This window comes from Chromobacterium aquaticum (assembly GCF_021129195.1).
Classification (GTDB): Bacteria; Pseudomonadota; Gammaproteobacteria; order Burkholderiales; family Chromobacteriaceae; genus Chromobacterium; species Chromobacterium aquaticum.
This window is the reverse complement of record NZ_JAJOHW010000034.1, coordinates 1-19783: the sequence shown is the minus strand read 5'-3', so window position 1 is coordinate 19783 and position 19783 is coordinate 1. Positions and strand designations below refer to the sequence as shown.

Below are 19783 nucleotides of genomic sequence, written 5' to 3'. Positions count from 1 at the left end.
TGAGGTCGGCGGGGTTCAGGCGGTCATTTGCGCCACATCGCCCAACTGGGCGCGCGTGCCATCCGGCAGCACCAGTTCCGGCACACCCTGATCCCAGGCCACGGCGGTCACCTTCTTGGTGTTGTAAGCCACTGCCTTGGTGCCGCCATTGGCACTGGCCTGGGTCACATCGGCGCTGAAGGTGTATTTGCCGACCGGAACCGCCTCGCCAGCGTCGTTCTTGCCATCCCAGGTGAAGGTGTTGACACCGGCCACCGGCTTGGCCACATTCATCACGCGCACCAGATTGCCATTGGCGTCCTTGATGCTGATCTTCACCGTTTGCGCCGGTCCGTTCAGCAATACACCAGCCGTGCTGCCGCCGCCCGCCTCGTTCACGGGCAGATCGTTGCCGGCCACCAGGACTTTCTTGCCTATCATGCTGGACGCCATCAACGACTGCGATGCCGCTTGCGCGCCGACCAGGGCCTGCATCGACTGGTTCAGTTGCTGGATGCCACCCACCTGGCTGATTTGCGCCATCTGGCTGGTCATCTGGCTGTTATCCATCGGGTTCATCGGGTCCTGCGAGCGCAGCTGGGCGACGAATAGTTTCAGGAAAGTATTCTGGATATCCGTCGCGCTGCTGCCGACCACGCCCGAGTTGTTGCCGCCATTGACGCTGCTGTTCGGGTTCGCCTGGGTCTGGGTGTTCAGTACGTCATACGGGTTTGAGCTAGCCATCGCTTAGTCCTCTCCACTCACTGGCCCAGCTGCAGCACTTTCTGCTGCAGGGTCTTGGCCGTATTCATGATTTCGACATTGTTCTGATAGGCGCGGGAGGCGGCGATCAAGTCCGCCATCTCCTCCACCGGATTCACGTTAGGCAGCGTGACGTAGCCGCGCTGGTCGGCCAGCGGATTGCCCGGATCGTACTTGAGCCGCGGCGGGGTCTGGTCCTCGACCACCGCGGTCACGCGCACGCCGGCCACTTGCGGTTGCGCCGCCGTCACCGGAGTCGCAGTGAACACCGCATGGCGGCCCTTGTAGGGCTCGCCGGTGGAACTGGTCGAACTTTCGGCGTTGGCGATATTGCTGGCCACCAGGCTCAGGCGCATGGACTGCGCCGACATCGCCGAACCGGCTATGGAAAACACATTGGACAAGGACATCAGCTATTGCCTCCCTGGCCCTGGATCGCCGAACTCAATCCGCTGATCCGCTTGCTCAAAAAAGTCAGCGTGGATTGGAAACGGACCGCGTTGTCGGCGAAGGCCGCGCGCTCCACGTCCATGTCCACGGTGTTGCCGTCGACGCTGGGCTGCACCGCCGCGCGGTATTGCAAGGCCGCGCCATTGCCGTTGCCGCCGCTGGCGCCAGCCAGGTGATGGGCATCGGTGAGGTTCATTGCCAAACGACCCTGAGCGTCGGTCTGCGCCTGCAGCGCCTTGCCGAAATCGAAATCCACCGCCTTGTAGTTGGGGGTTTCGTCGTTGGCGATATTGCTGGCCAGCACCTCGGTGCGATAAGCCCGCAAATTCAGCGCCCGCTGCTGAAAGTCGAAATGTTTGGCAATCTTGTCTAGCATGCTAGCCTCCTTGGGACAGCACTAAAGCAGAAACCGTGCCAGGACGAAAACCACAGCCAAACCATTGATTTGTATCTACGCGAATCAAAACCCGCCGCATAGAAGCGCCCAGCGGCAAACCTGGCCGGCAAGATTTGCCGCCGCGGCGGACACAGGACAGATTTCACTTGCCGCACTACGTAATTCGTGCCAAACCATCATAAGAACCATTGAAGACGCGCCGAGAATCACCGACACTCGTGCAAGAAGCCGGCACAGGCGGCCGGCTTTATAAAAGAGAATGGACAGGCGGGGGAACAAGCATGCTGGAAGTACAACATTTGATCATCGCGCTGGCCGAGCCATCGCATGTACAGGCTCAGATCATCAGCAGGGCGCTGGGCGAAATGGGCATTACCCGGGTGGAAACCCATGCCGACGGCGAATCACTGCTGTCGCATGCGCGCCAGTCGCGCCCCGACTTGGTGATCAGCGCCTACTATCTGCCGGACATGACTGGACAGCAGCTGTTGCAGCAAATGCGCGAGAGCACTGACCTGAGCGGCATGCCCTTCATTCTGGTTTCCAGCGAAACCAATCCGGAGCGGCTGGAACCTATCCGCCAGGCCGGCAGCCTGGGCATCCTGCCCAAGCCGTTCACCAGCGCCCAGTTGGATGAGGCGCTGGCCAATGCGCTGGACTTCATCAACACCGAAAGCCTGGCGATGGAGGTGGACACCGATCTGGCCAATGTCAGCATTTTGATCGTCGACGACAGCCTGACCTCGCGCCGCCATGTGCGCGCCGTGCTGGAACGCCTTGGCTTCGAGCACTTCACCGAGGCGTCCAGCGGCGCCGAGGCGCTGCCCATGCTGGCCAACGACAGCTTCCAGCTGATCATCATCGACTACCACATGCCGGGCATGGACGGCTGCGAGCTGGCGCGCCACATCCGCCAGGACGGCGCGCAGGGACGCACCCCCATCCTGATGATCACCAGCGAGACCGACCGCGACCGCCTGGCCGAGGTGGAAGCGGCGGGCGTGTCCGCCTGCTGCGACAAGCCCTTCTCCACCAATAAGCTCAGGGACACCATCCGCGAGCTGCTACAGGAATACTGAGCGCAGGCTCGTTCCTATTTGGGCGCCACCCACACCAGGCGCGAATTGGCCTTGGCCTCGCCAAAGGCTTGGCGGCGCCAATAGCCCTGGGTCGCGTAAGCCTCAGCCGCGCCAAGCTCGGTGATGCGGCAATAGCTCACCTCGCTGAAACCGGCCTTCAACAGCTGACTGCGGCCGCGCTGCCGGGTCTTGACGCAGCTCGGCGCTGCGGCCTGTTCTACCCATTGCTGCGGCGCGCCGGCCTGCCAGGCCAGCTCCAGTTCCAGCTTGGGCTGGGTCATCATCGCCAGCCCGTTCAACACCGAGGCCAGCAAGGGCTGCCAGCGCTCCGCCACCGCCGCGATCTGCGGCGCCAACTCGCCCGGGTAGCTGACCGCCAACGCCTCGACGCCATCCGAGCCTTGCAGCCACTGCGCGGCCTCCAGGGAAAAGTCCGCGCCCACCAGGGTCAGCAACAAGACCTTGCGCTCCGGCTGATGCACGACAAAGGCGCCGCCACCGGCCGGCACATGCAGGAAGAAGGCGTCCGCGGGCAGGATCAAGGTATCCGGCAAATGGGAAGGCAGGCGGGTATGGGCCAGAGCCTGAGCCAAGGCGTCGTCCAGGTGGGAGATCACGCGGCCATGGCGCGCAAAGCAGCCCCAGGATTCCGCCAGCGCCAACTCGGCGACTATGGTCTGCTGCCGCACTTCAAACACTTGGGCGGCGCGCTCCAGCTCACGCTTGATCACTTCCTTCATTTCCTTGCGCGCCGCGGACGGCTGCGCGGCCTGCGCATACAGTTGACCGATCCGCTTGGCCCAAGGACGGGAGGCCGCATAACGCTGCACGGCATACACCATTCCTACCCCTTTCCTGAAACAAAAAAGGGCGCATTGTAGCAAAGCGGGCCCCGGCGCCCAAGCGAACGGCGGCGATCAGCCCTCGCCGCCGGTTTTGCCGGGAGGCCGGCCGCGGCTTTCGGCGATGCCGGAATACAGCCATTGCCGGAAATGATTCAAGGTCATCGGCTTGCCGAAATAAAAGCCTTGCAGATATTCAAACCCCTTGACGTTGAGATAGCTCTGCTGCCCCTGGGTCTCCACCCCCTTGACGATGACCTGCACCCCCATCTCATTGGATGACAGCAGCAGGCCGTCCAGGATATTGCCCTTCAGGCTGTCCTGCCCCAGCGCCGACACATAGCCTTTTTCCACTTTCAGATAATCAAAGCCCCAGCGGCTCAAATACGCCTTGTCGGCATAGCCGGCGCCAAAATCGTCCAGCGCCAGCCTCACTCCCATCTGCCGCAGCCCATTGATCACCTTCTGCGCGCCAGAGGCCTCCTGCAGCGGCGCGCGCTCGGAAATCTCCAGCACCAGCTGCGCCTGCTTGTCGCGCAGCAGATTGACCAGCGCGCGGCAATCGTCCAGCAATTCGGGCAAGGCCAGGTGCTCGGTGGAAATATTGATGCCCACCATAAAGCCCGGCGGCAACACGATCTGCTGCAGCTCCTCGGCCACGCGCCGCAGCAGATAACGCGTCAGCGCCACGATCAGGCCGGCGTCGATCGCGGTCTGGATGAACACCTCGGAACGTACATTGCCCTGCACCGGATGTCGCCAGCGCGCCAGCACTTCCACGCCGACGCACTCGCCATTGCTCGCGGTGACGATGGGCTGGTAATGCGCGAAGAATTCCTTCTGCCGAATCCCCTCGGCAATCTCCCAGCCGGTCGCCTTGCGGCCGCCGCCGCCTCGGCGCACGCCCCAAGCGATGCCGCAGCCTAGCGCCGCCGCCAGCAGCAAGGCCAGCCACTGCGTCCGCAAGGCCTGCCAGACCAGCGCCGACCACTGTGGCGCGGCCAGCACGCCGATGCGCTCGGGCGCCGACGGCAGCCAGCTCGCCTCGCCAACCGGCTCCGCGCCCAAGGGCCTCACCTCGCCGCTGGCGACCAATACCTCGCCGCCCACCTGTAAACTCATCTTCAAGCTTTCACGCTCGGCCAGCGCCAGCTGCGCCACCAAGGGGCCCGCGTCCAGCTCCAGCATTCCTGCCGCATTCGCCAGCCGCAGGCCCGGCACCATCCGGCCATTGCCGGTCGGCAGCAGCCGCGCGCCGCTCTCGAACGGCTCGGCCACCACGCCCCGCCGCGATGCGCACACCACGCCGCCCGCGCCTCGCGCCGCCGCGAAGCGCACCAGCGAGGTGCGCTGCACCAGTTCCGCCAACTCCTGCGCCTGTGCGCCGCAATCCGTCCCTGGCGGCAAGGCATCCAGCCGCGCCAGCGCGGCGAAGGCCGGCGATAGCTGCCAGTTCAACTGTCCGGCGACGAATTCCGCCCTCTCCCCCGCCAGCCACTGTGCCCGCAAACCCGTCGCAAGCAGGGCCAAGCCCAGCGTCAGCGACAGCAGCAAGCCGGCGCAGACGGCATACGCCGCGCCGGCGGAACTGGACAACAGCCAGGCGCGGCCGCGCCCGGCACTTGCAAATCGGTTCTTTCCACCCATTATCAGCCCTCAACGGCGGCATTCCGCCCAAGCCCAGGTCCAAGCTCAAGTCTGTATTGAAGTGTAGTTAGAACCGCGCAAATCTCCACAAGCCGCCGCCGCGAAACTGCTCAGCGACCACCGCCAGCACCGCCGTTGCATGGCGTTTTTTTACAAATCCGCCGCCGCAAGCGGCAAACAATCAAATACTTAGCCGGCATGTTTTTAAAAAACAGTTGTAAACCCGTCTGATTTACCGTATAGTCCGGCCTCTTGTGTTTCCACCGGGCATTCCAAACCACGCCTCGGCCCGTGTGAGATTGTTTCATCGTCCCTGACCATTTCCAGGCTTCGTCCACGCTTATAATGTCGCATCAGACTGGACCGCTGTTCGCCGCTTGTCAGGTTAGTGCCGATGATTTACGGCTTAAAGGCGCCGTATAACCGACCGCCACCAACCTGGCTACAAGTGACGCCGGCAGTATCCGGCTTGAAAGGACATCATGCATTTTTCCGATCTGGGCATCGCCCCGACCATCCTGCGCGCGCTGGAAGCCGCCGGCTACTCTTCCCCTACCGAAGTACAAGCCCAGGCAGTTCCCGCCGCCATCGCCGGCCGCGACCTGCTGGTATCGGCCCAAACCGGTAGCGGCAAGACCGCAGCCTTCCTGCTGCCGGCGCTGACCAAGCTGTCCGAGCGCTCCACCGGCAAGGGCCAGGGCCCTCGCGTGCTGGTGCTGTGCCCCACCCGCGAACTGGCTCAGCAAGTGGAAAAGAACGCGCTGGAATACGGCAAGGACCTGCGCTGGATGAAAACCGTCTGCCTGGTGGGCGGCTCTTCCTTCGGCTACCAGACCCGCGCGCTGTCGCGCCCGGTAGACCTGATCGTCGCCACCCCCGGCCGTCTGATGGACCACATGCGCTCCGGCCGCATCGACTTCTCCCGCCTGGAAATGCTGGTGCTGGACGAAGCCGACCGCATGCTGGACATGGGCTTCATCGAAGATATCGAGACCATCGTCAAGGCGACTCCGGAAACCCGCCAGACCGTGCTGTTCTCCGCCACGCTGGACGGCACCGTCGGCCGCATGGCCGAGAAGATGACTCGCGATCCGCAGCGCATCGAGATCGCCCGCACCGAGACCTCGGGCGGCACCATCGAAGAACATCTGCTGTACGCGGACGACCTGAACCACAAGCATCGCTTGCTGGATCACATCCTGAAAGAGTCCGGCTTTGACCAGTGCGTGATTTTCTCCGCCACCAAGGCCTACTCCGAAGAACTGGCCGACAAGCTGTCCGACCAGGGCTACTCCGCCGCCTGCCTGCACGGCGACATGCCGCAAAGCTGGCGCAACCGCACGCTGAACGATCTGCGTCGCGGCCGCATCAAGATCCTGGTGGCCACCGACGTGGCGGCGCGCGGCATCGACGTGCCCACCATCACCCACGTGGTGAACTTCGACCTGCCGAAACAGGCTGAAGACTACGTGCACCGTATCGGCCGTACCGGCCGCGCCGGTCGCGACGGCACCGCCATCACCCTGGCGGAGTCCAAGGAATTCCACAAGGTGCGCCGCATCGAGCAATACCTGAAGCGCCAGATCACCGAAGGCGTGATCGAAGGCATGGAACCCACCCGTCGCCCGCCGAAAGGCCCGCGTCGCAATAGCAACGGCAAAGGCGGCTACGGCGATCGTCGTCCGGGCAGCGGCGGCCGCGGCAGCTACGGCAATCGTCGCGAAGGCGGTTACCAGGGCCAGCGTCGCGAGGGCGGCTACCAAGGCAACCGCGGTCCGCGCAGCACCCAGCAGCAATAAGCGCTTGCGGCCCCAAGGGGCCGTTCAGCTCAAACGCCATCGGCTCGCCGATGGCGTTTCGCATTTCACGCCGTCCCGCGGCGCAGCGACAGCGCCAGGAACAGCCAGGCGCCATGCGGCAGCCATTGCTCGGTCCAACGCCAGGATTGGCTGATATCGGTCTGCTCCGGACTCAGGAAGGCGATGCCCTCGTCCGCGCCCGGCGCGGCGGTGATGCCATTGCACACCCCGCCGCAGGCATTGTAATAGCCCGGCTCATAGCGCGGATTATTACGGCCCCAGCCCTGCAGCATGCAGACATCGAAGGGATTGCGCCCCAGAATCCAGTCCAAGGCGCCCTGGGCGTAAGCCGACAGCTCCCCGCCTTCCGGCCCCTCAAGCGCCGCCAGCCCGCCGGCCGCGGCCGCCAACGAAGCCAGCCGCGCATTCTCGCCCTGCCACCAATAGCCGCTGCCATTGCGCTGCGGCATGAAAAAACGCGCCGCGCCCGCCGCGCCGTCCACCGCCACCCACTGCCGCGGATAGGCGAAGGGATTGCCCGGCGCCGCCGTCAATGCCATCTCGGCCTGCAAGCCGCGCCGCACCGACTGGCGCGCGGCGCTCGCCAGCGGCGATGCCGGCAATACCGCGGCGAAGCGCAACAAGGCCAGATAAGGCAAGCCGGCCTCGACCGCGTGAAAATAACTCTGCCGCCGCTGCCCGTCCATCCAGAAACGGCCAGCCTCGTCCTGCTGCGCCAACATGCGCCGCGCGCGGCGGTCGGCGGCATCGGCGAACACCGGCTCGCCACTGGCCGAGTACAATTCGCAGGCGGCCAGCAAGGCGCAATAATCATCGATGAAATTCTCGCAGCCATCGTCCAGATAGCGCGTATTGTGCTGCTGTAGATGAGCGAAGCCGCGCCGCGCCGCCGCCAGATAATCGCCGCGGCTGAACTCGCCGTCGCGCGGCAGTTCCGCCGCGCGCGCCAGCGCGGCGATCGCCAGGCCGCCACCCTGGCGGAAGCCAGCCTGGAAGGCCCCCGACCTGACGCCGCGCTGCGTGGTGAAGGCGCACAGCTCACGCTGCTCCGGCGCCTTGCTCCAGCCGTCGAACAGCGTCATATAGAAAAAGCCGGACGAGTGCTGCATGCGCAGCAGAAAATCAGCGCCATGCAAGGCCTCGTCCACCATGCGCTCGTCGAACCAGCGCGGCTGCGCCGGCAGGGCGGCGCGGCCGGCCATCAAGGCCCAAGCCAGCAGCGGCGTCTGCTGGGGATTCATGAAATTGGCGTAGGACAGATGGGACAGGTATTTGGAGCAATCGCCGGAGGCGTCGAACCAGCCGCCGCTGACATCGCGGCGCGCGCCGCCTCCCCACTCCGGCGCCGCGCGGTCGGCGCGGTCATACAAGCCAGTACAACGCTGCGACTTGAAGTGATTCAGCAGATCGGACAGCATCTGAGCGCCCAGACAGTCCGATGCCACCGTGAATTCATGGCTGAGCACCGGCGGCGCGCTGTCCTGCAGCCATAGCCGATACTGGCCCGGCTGCGTCCAGGCGCTGAAATCGGCTTGCCAGTAATGCCACTCCGGCCAGCCTTCGGCCATGCCCAGCGCTTGCAAGGCGATCTCCTGCACCGGGCGGGACTCGCGGTCCAGCAGGATCAGCGCCTGCGGCCGGTCGGCCGCCGAGGCTTGCAGCAAGGCCAACTTGGGTGCTTGCGGCTCGAAACCGACGTGATTCAACAGGATCTTCATGGCGCGGCTCCCGGTAAATAAATAAAGCGTTTTGCTTTAATGTCGGGCAATATTTACGCGTCGCGGCGGCCAGGTCAAGCCATTGACATAAAAAGACGCCGAATCAGGCCTTGAGCAGCACTTCGTACTGCGGGTTGAATTCGTCGAAGATGGGCAACGCCGCCGCGCCCAGCGCCACGGTATCGCGGCCGGCGCCACCCAGCAGCACCCGCGGGCCGCTGCTATGGCGTATCGATACCGGCAGCGGATGCAAGCGCTGTTCCAGCTGCTCCAGCAGATCCGCCGGCAAGAAGCCACCTATCACCACCGCCTCGATATCCAGCAGGCTTTCCAGGATGTTGATCGCCTGCCGCAGCGGCGCCGCCGCGATCGCCAGCCAGCGCTCGATGCCGTAGCAGATTTCCGGCGTCGGCTGCCGCAGGCTGCGGGCGGCCTGCTCGGCGACGTCGGCAAGGCCCAGCGTTTCGTACAGCGCGCGCAGCGACACATAGCGCTCCAGGCAACCGTGATTGCCGCAATCGCAGGGCCTGCCGTCCGGTATCACGATCATATGGCCGATTTCGCCGGCATTATGCTTGACCCCGGCATACAGCCGCCCGTCCAGAAACAGGCCGGCGCCCAAGCCGGCGCCGATGAACAGATAGACGAAATTACGCAGCGCGGCGGCGCGGCCATACAGACGCTCGCCGATGGCGGCGGCGGTGGCGTCCTTCTCCAGCCGCACCGGCAAGCCCAGCCGGCGCTCCAGTTCCGCCGCGGCATCCACCTCCTCCCAGCCGGGCAAGGTGGTGGGGCCCACCGAACTCATGCCCTCCACCCCGAACGGACCCGGCATCACCAGGCCCAGGCCAAGCACCCGCGTCCAGTCTATGCCTGAATCGGCGCGCAGCCGCGCCACCACGTCCTCGATCAGCGGCAGCGCCTGCTGCGGACCCGGCCGCCGCACCGGCGCCTCCACTCGCGCGCGGCATTGACCGGCCAGGTCCACCGCCACCGCGATCAAGGACTGGGTGTCCAGCTGTATGCCCAGAGAATAAGCACCGTCCGGATTGATGCTCAGGGGAATCGCCGGCTGGCCGCGCGCGCCTTCCCGTATCGGCTCGCCGGCCAGCAGCATGCCACCGTCCAGCAGCTCCGCCGCGATATTGGACACCGTTTGCGGCGTCAGCGCGGTCAGGCGCGCGATTTCGGCGCGAGTCAGCTGCCCGTTCAGGCGTATGGTTTCGATCACCGCGCGGCGGTTGTGCGCGCGGGCATGCTCCAGATTGGTTCCCGCCACCGTGCGCGGATCCTGGCCTGCCGAAGTGGATTTCATGCCGGCAGTATGGCGAGCCGGACCCGGCCGGACAAGAGCGCCGACCGGGCCTGTTGCGCCGGCGACGACAGCGCGGCGGCGACGACAGCGCGGCGGCATTGTCACCACAATTAAATAAATCAACTTGACGAAATACCAATGTAATGATTGAATGCCAAAAAATTCTAATGGCATCGCTGGATTCTCGCGCAAGTCGATGATGTAGCACGGATTTGCGCCGAGCATCGCATTTGACCAAGGACTGCACCGTGACTGAAGCTTTTGAGTACCGCTTGGGTGTCGATGGCGGCGGCAGCGGCACCCGCGTCTGCCTGAGCGACGCGCGCTCCCGCCCGCTGGCCCATGCCGAGGGCGGGCCTTCCGCCTTGTCGCGCGGCGTGCCGCAGGCCTGGGCCGCGGTGGGCGAAGTCATCGTCCGCGCCTTCGAACAAGCCGGGCTGCCCCCGGCGCCGCCGGCGCGATGCGCGATAGGCCTGGGCCTGTCCGGCGTACACAACAGCGCCTGGGCCGAGTCCTTCCGCACCGCCGACCCAGGCTACGCCCGCCTGCGCCTGGCCACCGACGGCTACACCACCTTGCTGGGCGCCCACGGCGGCCGGCCCGGCGTGATCGTGGCGCTGGGTACCGGCAGCATAGGCGAGGCCCTGTATCCGGACGGCTGCCACCGCGAGGTCGGCGGCTGGGGCTATCCCAGCGGCGACGAGGCCAGCGGCGCCTGGCTGGGCCAGCGCGCCGCGCAATACGCGCAGATGGCGCTGGACGGCCGTCTCGACGCGACGCCGCTGACGCGGGCGGTGCTGGAACATGTCGGCGGCGACTGGCAGGCGATGATGGCCTGGAACGGCCGCGCCACGCCGACCCTGTTCGCGCAACTGGCGCCGCTGGTGGTGGCCAATGGCCACCGCGATTCGCTGGCCGCGGAGCTGCTGCGCCAGGCCGGCCGCGACGCCTGGGCCATCGCCAAGGCGCTGGACCCGGAACAGCAGTTGCCGGTGGCGCTGTGCGGCGGCCTGGGCCGGGCGCTGCGCGACTGGCTGCCGCCGGAATTCGCCGCCCGCCTCAGCCGGCCGCAAGGCGACGCCTGCGCCGGCGCCCTGCTCTTGTTGGCCGACTGATCACCCTCCTCACCGCAAAGGATTTTCCATGCGCCTCTCCCCGCTGCTGCTCGCCGGCTTGCTGGCCCTGGCCGGCCCCGCTCGCGCCGACAAAATCGTGGTCGAATACTGGACCGACTCGCTCAAACCGCAGTTCGACGCCTACTTCGCCGCCGCGAAAAAGCAGTACGAGGCGCAAAACCCCAATGTCGAGCTACGCTGGGTGGATGTGTTCAACGAGGGCTTCGAAACCAAGCTCAATGCCGCCATCGCCGCCAGCCGGCCTCCGGCGCTGATCAACCACGACGTGCCGCGGCTGTACAAATACGCGCAGAAAGGCGCGCTGTTGCCGCTGGACCCGACCTTGCCGGCCGACAAGGCCGGCTATCTGCCCAATGCGCTGAGCGATCTGAGCGTGGGCGGCAAACTCTACGCCTATCCCTGGTACAACAACGTCAATGTGCTGGTGCTCAACGGCGAGCTGTTCCGCAAGGCCGGCCTGGACCCGGCGCGCAAGCTGGACAGCCTGGAACAGCAGTTGGCCGCGGCCAAGGCCATTCGCGCCAAGACCGGCGTGCCCGGCCTGCTGCCGCAGCTGGGCCAGATCGACGGCATCATGCTGGGCCGCGGCCTGCCCTTGCTGCAAAACGGCAAGGCGGTCTTCAACAGCCCGGCGCACGCGGCGCTGCTGCGCCAATACGCCGACGCCTACAAAGCTGGCGCGCTGGCCAAGGAAAACCTGTTCGCCGACGACAACTACCAGGCCAGCGTCAAGCTCTATAACAGCGGCCGGCTGGCGATGATGGAAACCGCGCCCACCGCGGTGCGCCGCACCCAGAGCGACGCCCGCGCCATTTTCGCGGTCAGCCGGGTGCAGCCGGCGCCGCTGGGTCCCACCGGCATGGTCCAGGGCGGCTACCAGTTTGGCTGGGCGGTGTCCAAGGGCCTGCCCGCGGCCACCCAGGCCGAGGCGATCAAGTTCGCGCGCTTCCTCACCAGCGACGCGCAACAGCTGGCGTTTTCCAAGGTGACCGGCGCCACCTTCCCCTCCACCCGCGCCGCGCTGCGCGATCCCTACTTCACCCAGGCCGGCGGCAGCCTGGTCGACGCCGCCCGCGTCCAGGGCGCCAAGGTGGCGCCGGACATCCGCACTTTCAGCCTGAGCGGCGTGCCGCGGCTGGCGGACTTGAAGAAAAAGCTGGTGGACAGCGCGGAAGCCGCGGTCACCGGCCGCAAGGACGCCCAGCTGGCGCTGGACGAGGCCGCAGCGTTCTGGAACCGGCAGTTGCGCTAAGCGCGTTTCCACGATGCGATCCAGCGCCCGCAACGCCTGGCTGTTCCTGACTCCGGCCCTGCTGCTGATGGCGGTGTTCACGTTCTGGCCGCTGCTGTTCGGCAGCTATCTGGCCTTCACTCGCTATGATCTGCTATCGCCGCCGCAATGGGCGGGGCTGGAGAACTTCGATTATCTGTTGCAGGACGAGGTGTTCTGGCGCGCGCTGCGCAATTCCCTGCTCTATCTGCTGGTGGTGCCGGCCATCCAGCTGGCCGCCATCGCGCTGGCGCTGTTGGCCAACCGGCCGCTGCGCGGCATCAAGCTGTTCCGTGCCGCCATCTATCTGCCGGTGATCACCACCGTGGCCGTGGTCGGCATCATGTGGAACTGGATGTATGCCGATTACGGCGTGCTCAACAGCGCGCTGCGCTGGCTGGGCCTGCTGGCGGCGCAGCAGGAGATCGGCTTTCTCAGCGACGAGGACATCGCGCTGTTTTCAGTGATGTTCGTCACTTTCTGGCGCGGCATCGGCTATTACATGGTGCTCTACCTCGCCGGCCTGCAGGCGATCCCAGCGGAGATGCAGGAAGCGGCGCGGCTGGACGGCGCCAATGCCTGGCAGCGTTTCTGGCGCATTACCCTGCCGATGCTGAAGCCCACCATTCTGTTTTGCAGCCTGATCTCGACGCTGGACGCGCTCAAGGCCTTCGAGGAGGTGCTGGTGATGACGCGCGGCGGGCCGCTGAACTCGACCTACACCGTGCTCTACTACATGTTCCACCAGGGCTTCGATCAACTGGACTTTGGCCGCGGCGCCGCCGCCGGCCTACTCTTGACCGTGGTCTGCCTGCTGCTGGCCGGCCTCAATTTCCGCCTGCTGCGCCCAGACCACCGTTAGGCCCGCCCATGTCAGCCAAGACTTCCGCCGTCATGCCCCCCCTTCGTTCCAGCGCCGTCGCGCGATCGCTGCGGCGGCTGCCGGACTATCTGCTGTTGCTGGCGCTGGCCGGCGCCGCCTGCTATCCCTTTGTGTGGACGCTGGCGATTGCGCTGGGCGACGGCGAGCAGGTATTCGATTTCCCGCCGCGGCTGCCGGACGCTTGGTCCCTCGCCCACTTCGCCGAAGTCTGGCAGCAGATCCCGATGGGGCGGTTTTTGTGGAACTCGGCGCTGATTTCCGGGCTGACCACCGCCGGCACGCTGCTGGTTTCCAGCTGCGCCGGCTTCGCTCTGTCGCAGCTGCGCTTCCGCGGCCGGCAATGGGTGTTCTACGCCATCATCGCCACCTTGCTGCTGCCCAGCGAGACCAATGTGCTCAGCAACTACGTGACCCTGTCCTGGCTGGGCCTGGACGACAGCCGCGTCGGCGTGGCGCTGCCGGCGCTGGCCGGCGCTTTCGGCATCTTCCTGATGAAGCACGCCTTCGAGGAGATTCCCGAGGAAATCGTCGCCGCCGCGCGCATGGACGGCGCCGACGACTGGCAGCTGTTCTGGCGCATCTGCCTGCCGCTGAGCCGGCCCTATCTGGCCACGCTGACCATCTTCACCCTGGTGTGGTCTTGGAACAGCTATGTCTGGCCCAGCGTGGTGCTGAAAAGCCCGGAGCTGTATCCGCTGTCCGTCGGAGTGCAATACCTGAAAGGCGCGTTCGCCACTTCCACCCGCATGGTGGCCGCCGGCGCGGTGCTGACCATCGCGCCGGTGCTGCTGGTCTTCCTCTTCTGCCAGCGCTATTTCATGCGCGGCATGGACGGCGCGGTCAAATAGCGCCGCACAGCTCGGCCAGCCGCTGCGGCTGCGCCACCAGGAAATTGCCCTCGCCCTGCAACTGCACGATGCGCGCGTCGCGGCGGCGCTCCCAGGCATCCACCGGATACTGGCGCGCCCAGGCGCACATCAGTTGCTGGTCCTGCCGGCTCATGCGCAGTTGGTAGCGGGCATGCATGTACAAAGTGATGCGCGCCGCCGCGCCGCGCACTTCCTCGCGCGGCTGGAAACGTTTGTTGCCGAAATCCGTCACCGATTGGCATTGGCCGTACATAGGCGTCGGCTTGCGGCTCCACGCGCCGTAGGCGAAGTTGGCGCGGTCGCCGTTGACCTCGCCCACCGCCGGCACCAGATTGTTCAGATCGCCTTCGGCCATGCGGAACACCGGGTCGCTTGACGCGCAGTTCTTGCGGCCGCCCTGCTGCCAGCATTGCCGCTGGTGGCCCAGGTTCCAGGCCGGCACCACGTGCTCCCACTCGATGCGGCTGGCGCGGGTTTCCGATTTGCGCGGCGAATAGCCGCAAGACTTCCAGTTCACCGCCTTGTCGCGGTAATCGCAGCCGCAGTAGAAATCCTGCTCCATGCCGGCGAACACGCGTGGCAGCACTTTCTTGGCATTGGAAAAATCGCGGTGCCCCACTTGCTTGCTGCCGCTGACCAAGGTTGCGGCCTGTACCCGGCCCGGCGCGGCGGCGTCGGCCGGCCGCGTCGCCTGCTCCAGCTGGCGCAGTGCGGCTTCACCGGCCTTGGCCAGCGCCTTCACTTCCGCGGATTGACTGATTTTGGACAGCTCGGCCGCGTCACAACCGGCCAGCAACAGAATGATAGGGATTAGGATCGAATAAGGCATGGCGGGCAGTGTAAGTACCCATCCAATTCACGACAAGGTGATGTAAAAAATATTACAAATGAGAAAATGTCTTTAAGCAAATAAAAACAACAACGTCATTACTTGGCGCCAGGCGCCAGGCGATGCAGCCGGATGATGGCCTCACCGGTGGGCGCGGCGATGATGTCACGCAGCGTGTATTGGTCCAGCGTCTGGAAAAACGCCGCCAGCGCCAGATCCAACGCGCCTTTGAGCCGGCAGCCCGGCCGCAGCGCGCACGGCGGCTCGGCGCAGTCTATCAACTGCGACAAGCCTTCCAGCGCGCGCACCACCTCGCCGACGCGGTACTGCTCCGGCGCTCGCGCCAGCGCCAATCCGCCGCCCTTGCCGCGGCTGGTTTGCAGCCAGCCCTGCTGCGCCATGAAGTGGACGACCTTGACCAAGTGATTGCGAGACACTTCGAAGCGCTCGGCGATTTCCGGGATGGTGGCCAGCTGGCCATCCTCCTGCCAGGTCAGATACATCAGCACGCGCAGGCCAAGATCGGTGAAACGGGTCAGTTGCATGGTCCGGGACCTAGAGGGAAACCGCGGCAGCATACGCCGCCTGCGCCGCCGACTCAATGGGGACGCGGGCGGCGCGCCGCTCAACCGGCGACGGCGTTGGAGCCGAACACTTCGAAATGCACCCGTTCCGCCGCCACGCCCAGGTCCAGCAGGCTGGCGCGCTGCGCCAGCATGAAGCCCACCGGGCCGCACAGGTAGTAGTCGGCGTCGTTCAGCAGCGCCAGTTCGCGCAGTTGGCTCAGTTGCAGCCGGCCCTGCTGCTGAAAGTCGCGGCCCAACTGGTCTTGCGCGCGCGGCGCTTCATAACACACATGGGCGCGCAACTGCGGGTGGTTCTCCGTCATTTGCCGCACACCCTCGCGCATCGCGTGCGCGCCGCCATGACGCGCCGCGTGCAAGTAGCGGATTTCGCGGCGGCTGCCGGTTTTCAACAAATGGCGCAGCATGGACAGCATCGGCGTCTGGCCGACGCCAGCGCTGATCAACACCACCGGGCCGCTGCGCTCCTCATGCAAGAAGAAATCACCCTGCGGTGCGCTCAGTTCCAGGACATCGCCCTCTCGCTTCTCCGCGTGCAGCAGGTTGGATACCCTCCCCGCCGGTTTGTCCTCGCCGCCGGCCTCGCGCTTGACCGAGATCCGCAGATACTCGCCGTTGGGCGCGTCAGACAAGCTGTACTGGCGCGGCTGAGCCAGGCCCCATTCCTCAATGAAGCATTTGACCGACACATATTGGCCAGGCCGGAAACCAGGCACCGCGCCGCCATCGGCCGGCACCAGATAGAAGGAGGTGATTTCCTCGCTCTCCGCCACCTTGCGTTCGATACGGAACGGCCTCCAGCCGGCCCAGCCACCCTCGGCATTGGCGGCGGCGCGGTACAACTCGCGCTCCTCGGCGATCAAGATATCCGCCAACTGTCCGTAAGCGGCGGCCCAGGCCTCGACCAGCTCCGGCGTGGCCGCCTCCCCCATCACCTCCTGGATCGATGCCAGCAGATGCTTGCCGACGATGGGATAGTGCTCGGCGCGAATGCCCAGGCTCACATGCTTGTGCGCCACCCGGGTCAGCACCGGCGCCAGCGGCGAGGGGTCATCGATATGCTGGGCATAGGCCAGCACCGCCATGGCCAACGCCTGCTGTTGCTGGCCGGAATGCTGATGCCCCTGGTTGAAAAGGTTCTTCAACTCCGGATTGTGGCTGAACATGCGGCGATAGAAATGACTGGTCAGCGCCACCCCATGCTGTTGCAACACGGGAACGGTGGCCTTGACCAACTGGCGGGTGGTGGGACTCAACATGATGGCTCCTTGAAGATGTGTGTGAAATACATATTATTCGCGCCAAAAAATGCCCTTCCGGGCCGCTGCGCTTTTAAAGATGTAAAAATAATACATCTTTAATGCCGCGCTGTCATGTCGGTATCGAAATATTCGTTCCGGGTCGGCTTGACCCAGGTCAAGACCCCAACCATACCAGCTGCATAATATTGCGCCATTCTTACGGCATACGCGGCGACACCGCGCCCGCCACGCTCGCGGGCGCGTTCGAGCAGACAAGGCAGCTCATGGCATTGGTGCTTTACGACGACGGCAATCACAAATGCGTGGCCTTCACCGAACTGGTGCAAGGCGAAGGCATTCAGTCCAATCAATTCGCCATCATCGATCAGGGCGAAGGCATCCTGCTCGATCCCGGCGGCAATCTGACCTACAAGCATTTGATCGCCGAGCTGGCCGATTACTTCCTGCCCTCGCACACCCGCTACATCTTCGCCTCGCACCAGGATCCGGACATCATCGCCTCGGTCGGCGGCTGGCTGCTGATCACCGACGCCCAGGTAATCATCGCCGAGGAATGGACCCGCTTCCTGCCCCATTTCTGCATGCGCGGCGCCACCGCCGGGCGCCTGGTGGCGATTCCGCCGCGCGGCATGTGGCTGCGCCTGGGCGGCGCCGATCTGCAAATCGTCCCCGCCCACTATCTGCACACCGTGGGCTTCTTCCAGATCTACGATCCGATCAGCAAGATCCTGTTCTCCGGCGACATCGGCGCCTCGCTGATGGACGGCCACGCCGCCGGCCTGCCGGTCAGCGATTTCGACTCCCATCTGCACGATAGCCACATGCTCGCCTTCCACCGCCGCTATATGACCAATAACAAGGCCTGCCGGCTATGGGTGGACATGGTCCGCCAATTGGACGTGGAATGGATAGTGCCGCAGCACGGCGGCTCCTTCCAGGGCAAGGCGATGGTGAAGCGCTTCCTGGACTGGTTCGAAACCCTGGAGTGCGGCACCGACCTGATCGGTCCCGCTGATTTCACTCCGCCGCCGCGGGAGGCCATCCCCCATGGCTGACTGGCTGCCGCAGGGCATGGAGCTGATTCCCGGCCTGGCGCTGGCCATGGGCCTGCTGACGCTGCTGGCCGCCTTGCGCTGGCGCTCCGGCCGCGCCGGCTCCGGTCGCGAGGATGTCGCTGACACTAGGGAAATAGAGTTGGACGGCCCGACAGATGCCGCCGGCCAGCCCTACCAGGTGGACGAAGTCGACTTGCTGACCGAAGTCGACATCTTCATCGAGTTCGGCTACCTGGGACAGGCGGCGCAGGCCTTGCGCCATTATGTGGACCGCCTGGCGCCGCATTCGGCCAAGCATTTGCAACGCCTGACCGGGCTGTACCTGCAAACCGGCGCGCTGGACGACTACGGCGCGATGCTGGAACGCCAGCATGATCTGGCGCTGATCGGGCGCGAGCAACTGGAACAGGCGCTGGAAGCCGGGCTGCGCATCGAGCGCAACCATCTGGCGCTGCGCGTGCTGGCCGAGCAAAGATTGGGCTGGGACCCCGAGGCGATTCGCCTGCGCCTGGGCGACGATGCGCCGGCGCTTGAAGCATCGGCCGCGCCGACTGCGCCGGCACAAGCCGCGGACGTCGGCGATCTGGAGCCCTGTCCATTGCGCCCGCAAACACTGCTGCAAGGCTGCGCGCCCTTGTTTCCGCTGAACGAGGCGGAAAAGGACGCCGTCGCAGCCTTGCTGCCGGCAGAACGCCAGGCCCGAGTCTGGCTGCGCTGGCAGGAATACACCGCGGCCGCGGTCGCCTTGGAGCAGGCGCTGGCGCTGCGCCCGGATTCGCTTTCCCACCTGCTGGACCTGCTGCATGTGCATTACCGGCAGCGGCAGTTGCCGCGCTATGTGCGGGTATTGTGGCAATTCCATCTCTTGCTGGACGGCCACGGCGCCGATCTAAAGGAACAGCTGATACACGCCGGCTGGCTGCTCGGCGTCCATCCGGCGCTGGATCTGCTGGCGCTGCGCCCAGACCGGTCGGAACTGGAGCGCATCGGCCGCAGCCTGGGCCTCAATATCGCCTCGGTCGGCTCCGCGCCGCAGCGTCTGCCGCTGGTGACCCGCCATGCAGCCACGGCCGAACTGGCGGCGACAGATCCCCGCGCCGAAGCCGACGCCTATCTGAGCGAAGGCCAGGTGGACATGGCGATTCATATCCTGGAACAAGCGGTCTTGGCGCAACCGGACGACGCCGCCAACTATCCGCCATTGCTGCAACTCTATCGCTGCCAGGACGACTCGGCCCGCTTCCAGTGGCTGCTGCGCCAGCTGCGCGGCCATGCGCCGCGGCTACCGCTGGAGGTCAGCGCCCATCTGGCCGGTTTCGACACCGAGGCCGGCCCCAGCCACCGGCGCATGTTGGCAGCCTGATCCGCCATGCCGCGCCAAGACTCCGCCGCCATCGATATAGCCGTGCTCGCCGTCGGCATGGACGAGCGCAAGCTGGCGCTGCTGCGCATGGCTTTCCGCCTGCATCGCAGCCTGTGCTACCGCCTGCTGGAAACGGGCGCGCCCGACTCGCCGCCGGACCTGGCCATCGTCGACATCGACAGCGCCATCGGCTGGCGAGCCTGGGAGGACTTCCGCCAGCGTCATCCGGACTTGCCGGCGCTGATAGTCGCCTCCAGCGCGCCGACGCAAGCGCCGGCGCCGGTGCTGGGCAAGCCTCTGCGAGTGGAAACTCTGTTTCCGCAACTGCAGGCGCTGCTGGCCAAGCCGCCGCGGACAACACCATCCCAGGGCGGCAGCGCGCCCCAAACCACCGCCGCTGCGCGGCCCACGGCCGATAGCGCGCCTCCGATCGCAGCGCCGGCCGCGCTCGCCGAACCCCGCGCGGTTCCGGATATCGCGCCCAGCACCGCTCCCGCCGCGCCGCGCTCGGTCACCGTGCGGC

The 19783-nt window shown here is 65.6% G+C and carries 19 protein-coding genes; 9 read left to right on the top strand and 10 right to left on the bottom strand.

The annotated features are described in order from the left end of the window. Window positions 1-15: 15 nt before the first annotated feature. Genes LQT98_RS05720 through flgB form a run of 3 tightly spaced genes read right to left on the bottom strand, consistent with a single transcriptional unit; the run spans window position 16 to window position 1567 of the window. The gene (locus LQT98_RS05720) at window positions 16-723 is read right to left on the bottom strand and encodes a flagellar hook assembly protein FlgD (RefSeq protein ID WP_231461453.1); all 708 of its coding nucleotides are present in this window, start codon (window positions 721-723) and stop codon (window positions 16-18) included. A gap of 17 nt (window positions 724-740) precedes the next feature. Further along, window positions 741-1151 (bottom strand): flagellar basal body rod protein FlgC, encoded by a 411-nt coding sequence (flgC, locus tag LQT98_RS05715; RefSeq protein ID WP_048410255.1) that lies wholly within the window; start codon window positions 1149-1151, stop codon window positions 741-743. Then, complete coding sequence (gene flgB, locus LQT98_RS05710; RefSeq protein ID WP_048410254.1) at window positions 1151-1567, bottom strand: flagellar basal body rod protein FlgB; 417 nt, start codon at window positions 1565-1567, stop codon at window positions 1151-1153. Before flgB ends, flgC begins: the two co-directional genes overlap by 1 nt. 302 nt (window positions 1568-1869) lie before the next feature. On the opposite strand from flgB, the gene LQT98_RS05705 reads away from it, so the two are divergent. Next, window positions 1870-2667 (top strand): response regulator, encoded by a 798-nt coding sequence (locus tag LQT98_RS05705; protein ID WP_231461452.1) that lies wholly within the window; start codon window positions 1870-1872, stop codon window positions 2665-2667. Window positions 2668-2681: 14 nt separating this feature from the next. Here the strand turns inward: LQT98_RS05705 and LQT98_RS05700 are convergent, their stop codons facing one another. Both LQT98_RS05700 and LQT98_RS05695 read right to left on the bottom strand, forming a co-directional pair. After that, window positions 2682-3509: a hypothetical protein gene (locus tag LQT98_RS05700; protein ID WP_231461451.1), complete on the bottom strand. Its 828-nt coding sequence runs from the start codon at window positions 3507-3509 to the stop codon at window positions 2682-2684. A gap of 75 nt (window positions 3510-3584) precedes the next feature. Beyond that, window positions 3585-5105, bottom strand: a complete 1521-nt coding sequence (locus tag LQT98_RS05695; protein ID WP_231461450.1) for an EAL domain-containing protein — start codon at window positions 5103-5105, stop codon at window positions 3585-3587. Between the two features lie 533 nt (window positions 5106-5638). Between LQT98_RS05695 and LQT98_RS05690 the strand changes: the two genes are divergently transcribed. Further along, window positions 5639-6955 (top strand): DEAD/DEAH box helicase, encoded by a 1317-nt coding sequence (locus LQT98_RS05690; RefSeq protein WP_231461449.1) that lies wholly within the window; start codon window positions 5639-5641, stop codon window positions 6953-6955. 65 nt (window positions 6956-7020) lie between these two features. Here the strand turns inward: LQT98_RS05690 and LQT98_RS05685 are convergent, their stop codons facing one another. Together LQT98_RS05685 and LQT98_RS05680 are read right to left on the bottom strand one after the other, a co-directional pair. After that, the gene (locus LQT98_RS05685) at window positions 7021-8694 is read right to left on the bottom strand and encodes a glycoside hydrolase family 9 protein (RefSeq protein ID WP_231461448.1); all 1674 of its coding nucleotides are present in this window, start codon (window positions 8692-8694) and stop codon (window positions 7021-7023) included. Window positions 8695-8797: 103 nt separating this feature from the next. After that, window positions 8798-10009, bottom strand: coding sequence for an ROK family transcriptional regulator (locus tag LQT98_RS05680; RefSeq protein WP_231461447.1), 1212 nt, complete (start codon window positions 10007-10009; stop codon window positions 8798-8800). Window positions 10010-10257: 248 nt separating this feature from the next. Between LQT98_RS05680 and LQT98_RS05675 the strand changes: the two genes are divergently transcribed. From LQT98_RS05675 to LQT98_RS05660, 4 genes are read left to right on the top strand one after another with little or no spacing between them, the layout of a single operon-like run. Next, window positions 10258-11124: a BadF/BadG/BcrA/BcrD ATPase family protein gene (locus tag LQT98_RS05675; RefSeq protein WP_231461446.1), complete on the top strand. Its 867-nt coding sequence runs from the start codon at window positions 10258-10260 to the stop codon at window positions 11122-11124. 28 nt (window positions 11125-11152) lie between these two features. Continuing rightward, a complete protein-coding gene (locus LQT98_RS05670) occupies window positions 11153-12397 on the top strand; it encodes an ABC transporter substrate-binding protein (RefSeq protein ID WP_231461445.1) in 1245 nt (414 codons plus the stop codon). A gap of 13 nt (window positions 12398-12410) precedes the next feature. After that, window positions 12411-13277, top strand: coding sequence for a carbohydrate ABC transporter permease (locus LQT98_RS05665; RefSeq protein WP_048410247.1), 867 nt, complete (start codon window positions 12411-12413; stop codon window positions 13275-13277). Between the two features lie 32 nt (window positions 13278-13309). Then, window positions 13310-14146: a carbohydrate ABC transporter permease gene (locus LQT98_RS05660; RefSeq protein WP_231461444.1), complete on the top strand. Its 837-nt coding sequence runs from the start codon at window positions 13310-13312 to the stop codon at window positions 14144-14146. Here LQT98_RS05660 and LQT98_RS05655 read toward each other — a convergent pair. From LQT98_RS05655 to hmpA, 3 genes are all read right to left on the bottom strand, one after another. After that, the gene (locus tag LQT98_RS05655; RefSeq protein ID WP_231461443.1) at window positions 14139-14996 is read right to left on the bottom strand and encodes an endonuclease; all 858 of its coding nucleotides are present in this window, start codon (window positions 14994-14996) and stop codon (window positions 14139-14141) included. The genes LQT98_RS05660 and LQT98_RS05655 overlap by 8 nt on opposite strands. Window positions 14997-15094: 98 nt before the next feature. After that, window positions 15095-15541 carry an Rrf2 family transcriptional regulator gene (locus LQT98_RS05650; RefSeq protein ID WP_231461442.1) on the bottom strand — a complete coding sequence of 149 codons (447 nt, stop codon included), beginning with the start codon at window positions 15539-15541 and terminating at the stop codon, window positions 15095-15097. Window positions 15542-15621: 80 nt separating this feature from the next. Next, a complete protein-coding gene (gene hmpA / locus LQT98_RS05645) occupies window positions 15622-16839 on the bottom strand; it encodes an NO-inducible flavohemoprotein (RefSeq protein ID WP_231461441.1) in 1218 nt (405 codons plus the stop codon). A gap of 266 nt (window positions 16840-17105) precedes the next feature. On the opposite strand from hmpA, the gene LQT98_RS05640 reads away from it, so the two are divergent. From LQT98_RS05640 to LQT98_RS05630, 3 genes are all read left to right on the top strand, one after another. Next, on the top strand, window positions 17106-17897 hold the full coding sequence (locus LQT98_RS05640) for an oxygen-binding di-iron domain-containing protein (RefSeq protein ID WP_231461440.1): 792 nt from the start codon (window positions 17106-17108) through the stop codon (window positions 17895-17897). Continuing rightward, a complete protein-coding gene (locus LQT98_RS05635) occupies window positions 17890-19260 on the top strand; it encodes a type IV pilus assembly protein FimV (RefSeq protein WP_231461439.1) in 1371 nt (456 codons plus the stop codon). Before LQT98_RS05640 ends, LQT98_RS05635 begins: the two co-directional genes overlap by 8 nt. Window positions 19261-19266: 6 nt before the next feature. Further along, window positions 19267-19783, top strand: a 517-nt coding sequence (locus LQT98_RS05630) for a hypothetical protein (RefSeq protein WP_456237130.1), incomplete at its 3' end; no start/stop codon positions are given.